We start from the raw sequence: 4,094 nt of genomic DNA, 5'->3' as shown, positions 1-4,094 counted from the left end.
TAAGAATGAGCTTCTTTTGATTGTAAATTTCATTGAGTAAACCTCCAAAATTATAGTTAATTAATTTAATAAGATCTTTAGTAATAGTAGTAGGGCCTGTGGATACTGTGGGTAAGTAATTTGACGCTTAATATTACAAGGTTTTCCACATGTGGATAAACTGTGGAAAACCTCAAGATAACTTTTGTAGTTATACACATGGGCACAGATATCTTTTATCTCTTTAAAATGAGTTTAACGGATAATAGGAAAAAATGTAAATGAATAAGTCCACTACTTAAAAAAATTATTTCAATTTATTTTTTATTTCTTCTATATCTTGTTTTAATTGATGATCTTTTGTAACAGCATGGGTAATTTTTTCATAAGCGTGTATAACAGTTGTATGATCTTTTCCGCCAAATTCAGCTCCGATTTTTGGTAAAGAATTTGCAGTTAATTCTCGTGAAAGGTACATAGCTATTTGTCTAGGAACAACAATAGATTTTACGCGCTTTTTCCCTTTTAGGTCGGTTAACGAGACTTGATAATATTTACAAACCGTATTTTGAATATCGAGAATGGATAACGTACTCGGCTTATTTGTATGCAGCATGCTTTTTAAGGCATCTGCAGCAAGACTAGTAGTGATATCCCGACTTTCAATAGCAGCATAAGCTTGTACGCGTACTAAAGCTCCTTCTAATTCGCGGATATTAGAATCGATTTGTCCTGCGATATAGCTCAACGTATCATCTGGTATTTCCAATCTTTCAGCATTGGCTTTTTTGCGGAGAATGGCAATCCGAGTTTCCAAATCGGGTGGTGTGATATCAACTGACAAGCCCCAAGCAAACCTGGAAATCAACCGTTCTTGTAATTTAGGAATTTCGTTTGGCAAGCGGTCGCTGGTTAAAACGATTTGTTTCCTGTCGTCATATAAGGCATTGAAGGTATGAAAGAATTCTTCTTGTGTTCCTTCTTTATCCGCAAAAAACTGAATATCATCGACTAATAAAAGATCTACGCTCCGATATTCATTCCGAAATTTTTCTTGCGTTTTATTTTGAATAGAATTGATGAAATCATTCGCAAAGGTTTCGCTGCTGACGTACTTTACTTTTGCATCTGGATTTAATAACAACATTTGATGGCCGATTGCATGCATTAAATGGGTTTTCCCAAGACCGACGCCTCCATAGAAAAACAAAGGATTGTAAATAGTACCTGGTTCTTCAGCAACGACTAATGCTGCTGCGTGAGCCATTTGATTGCCTTTTCCGATAACAAAAGTATCAAATGTGTATTTGTCGTTTAATTGAATGTCCTTTTTAAAGGCATTTTTTTGCATGAGCGATTGGCTTTTTTGTTTTCCAGCAGTGTCTGGATTTTCCTGTTCATTTTTAATAACGAATAAGGGAGAAATTTCACGACTGGAGTATTCATAGATATTTTCGACAATGCGAGTGGCTAAGTTATTTTCCCAATATTCTTTATGTAAAGAAGAGGGAACTTCAATAATAATATTGTGTTCAGTGATGCGAATAGGGTGAGCACTTTCGATCCATGTATCGTAACTGACTTTGGAAAGTGACTCTTTAAATTTTTCTTTTAAAAAATTCCACAAAGATTGCAAGTCATCCAAGCAAAGAACCTCCTTTATAAATCTGTCTTTCTTATTTTAGCACGTTCGTCAAAAGTTTTCCACAAGTAGTTTACTCCTGTTGAAAATTCATTCACCCTGTGCATATTTAGTTATCCACAAGACGGAATAGGCAGTGGATAACTTCTTTATTTAATGAGTTGTTCACTTGAAAAGTGGATAAAAATATAAAATGAAAGCTTTAATAAACAGAGTTTCCAACAGTTATCCACAGTTATCACAAAAAAATATCTGTTGCTTACACACAGCTTGTTTGTTTGTGCATAACTTCAAAATAACTTGTTCTTAATAAAAAACTAGAAATAACTTATACCAGAGGTTGTGGATAATAAAAAAAGTTTGTGGATATCTTTATTTGCTGAGAAATAGAGTGAAAACAACCATAAGTTTTTAGTTATAGGTGAAAAAAGAAGAATAGATTTAATGAGAATCAGCGAGGAAAGGGAGGAAGAATAAATATAATTTGCTATCTTTTGTTTGCCTATTTTAATTTAATAAACAAGCAGAAAGAGGAACATAAAATGCAAATTAGAGGAGAATAATGTAAAAGAAAACGATTAAGCTGTAAAAAAATGAAAAAGAAGGTTTCCTATTTCTGAGATTTATGCTATCATACTGAAGTGAATGAATGAAAATAGGTTTGTCTCTTATTTGATTAAACTATTTTTAGTTCGTTATAATAATTGAGACTGTCTTATGCTGAACACGTACAAAATGATGAGAGATAGTTATTGCAGGAGGTGTATTACGAATGAAAAGAACTTACCAACCTAAAAAACGTAAACGTCAAAAATTACATGGCTTCCGTAAACGTATGAGTACAAAAAATGGACGTAATGTATTACAAAGTAGACGCCGTAAAGGCAGAAAATCATTGTCTGCATAGATCACTGAACGTCTCAGTGGTCTTTTTTTTCTTTTTAATTGCAGTTTTTTTATGCAATTTGGAACTGTTCAAAAAAAGTGATGAGAGGTTATTTGAATGAAAAAAGCCTATCGTGTCAAAAAAGAATCAGAATTTCAAAAAGTTTTTCATCATGGAAAATCTACAGCTAATCGGCAATTTGTTCTTTATGTATTGAATAAAAAAGAACAACCTCATTTTCGAGTAGGCTTATCGGTCGGCAAAAAAATAGGAAATGCTGTTACAAGAAATGCGGTTAAACGAAAAATACGTCAAAGTTTAACCGAACTAAAGCCACATTTAAAAACGGAAGCAGATTTTATTGTAATAGCCCGCAAGCCAGCGGCAACTATGTCAGTAAAAGAAACTAAAAAAAGCTTGATTCACGTTTTAAAATTGGCTAAATTGTTAAATTAGCTTATTTTTATTTAAAGAATGTGGAGGGAAAAACGTGAAAAAACGTAAGCGATTACTCCTATTATTAGGAACTGTTTTATTAGCAGTTGTTTTGGCAGGTTGTGGGACAGCACCGATTACTGCTGAAAGTACTGGTTTTTGGGATCGGTATATTGTATTGAACTTCTCGCGTGTGATTATTTGGTTATCTGATTTATTTGGCGGCAGTTATGGTCTGGGGATTATTGTTTTCACTTTGATCATTAGAATTATTTTATTGCCGTTGATGCACGGACAAACTAAAAGCACGCGAAAAATGAGTGAATTGCAGCCACAACTTAAAGCTTTACAAACAAAATATTCTTCTAAAGATGCTGAAACTCAAAGCAAATTAAAAGAAGAAACGTCTAAATTGTATTCAGAAGCTGGGGTTAATCCGGCAGCTGGGTGCTTGCCATTGCTGATCCAAATGCCTGTTTTAATGGGACTATACCAATCGATCAGCCGGACGGAAGTATTAAGTACAGGGAATTTCTTATGGATGAACTTAGGTAAACCAGATCCAATGTTTATCTTGCCTGTCTTAGCAGCTATTTTAACGTATGCGACTACAAAATTATCAAGTATGAGCCAAGCAGAATCAAATGCTACAACGACATCAATGATGTATATGATGCCAGCCTTGATTTTATTTATGGGGATCACTTTACCGAGTGCGTTATCGTTATACTGGGTAGTAGGAAATGCTTTCTCTGTAGGGCAAACACTGTTATTAAATAATCCATTTAAAATCAGAAAAGAACGTGAAGAAAAACTGCAAGCTGAACGCGAACGACAACGTGCATTAGAAAAAGCGTTAAATCCGAAAAAGAAGAAGAAAAAGAAATAAATCTTTACTATCAATCAAGAGGAGATAGAACGGAGGATTAACAGATGAATAAGTACACAGCTCAAGCAGCGACAACAGCAGAAGCGATTCAAAAAGGATTAAAAATTTTGGGTATCAGTGAAAAAGAAGCTTCTATTGAAGTTGTTACTGAAGGAAAAAAAGGCGTATTTGGTTTTGGTCAAAAAGATGCGATTGTGATAGTTGAAAAGAAAAAAATCGAAGCACCTCTAACACGATCAGATGCAAAAGTTGATTCAGCGGCT

Annotated in this window: 5 protein-coding genes; 4 read left to right on the top strand and 1 reads right to left on the bottom strand. The window is 34.1% G+C overall.

Annotated features, from left to right (window positions below; translation table 11 throughout):
• Positions 1-286: 286 nt before the first annotated feature.
• Complete coding sequence (gene dnaA, locus RT405_RS04795) at positions 287-1,624, bottom strand: chromosomal replication initiator protein DnaA (RefSeq protein ID WP_313468030.1); 1,338 nt, start codon at positions 1,622-1,624, stop codon at positions 287-289.
• A 769-nt stretch (positions 1,625-2,393) separates the two neighbouring features.
• Here dnaA and rpmH point away from each other — a divergent pair.
• The 4 genes from rpmH to RT405_RS04775 form a co-directional block, all read left to right on the top strand.
• Positions 2,394-2,528, top strand: coding sequence for a 50S ribosomal protein L34 (rpmH, locus tag RT405_RS04790; RefSeq protein ID WP_034551597.1), 135 nt, complete (start codon positions 2,394-2,396; stop codon positions 2,526-2,528).
• A 96-nt stretch (positions 2,529-2,624) separates the two neighbouring features.
• Positions 2,625-2,963 carry a ribonuclease P protein component gene (gene rnpA, locus RT405_RS04785; RefSeq protein ID WP_313468026.1) on the top strand — a complete coding sequence of 113 codons (339 nt, stop codon included), beginning with the start codon at positions 2,625-2,627 and terminating at the stop codon, positions 2,961-2,963.
• A 34-nt stretch (positions 2,964-2,997) separates the two neighbouring features.
• Positions 2,998-3,831: a membrane protein insertase YidC gene (yidC, locus tag RT405_RS04780; RefSeq protein WP_313468024.1), complete on the top strand. Its 834-nt coding sequence runs from the start codon at positions 2,998-3,000 to the stop codon at positions 3,829-3,831.
• A 44-nt stretch (positions 3,832-3,875) separates the two neighbouring features.
• Positions 3,876-4,094, top strand: a 219-nt coding sequence (locus RT405_RS04775) for a Jag N-terminal domain-containing protein (protein ID WP_313468022.1), incomplete at its 3' end; no start/stop codon positions are given.

Origin of the sequence: Carnobacterium sp., assembly GCF_032094055.1 — a bacterium.
GTDB lineage: Bacteria > Bacillota > Bacilli > Lactobacillales > Carnobacteriaceae > Carnobacterium_A.
The sequence above is the reverse complement of the archived record's forward strand: the minus strand, read 5'-3'. Positions and strand labels throughout refer to the sequence as shown.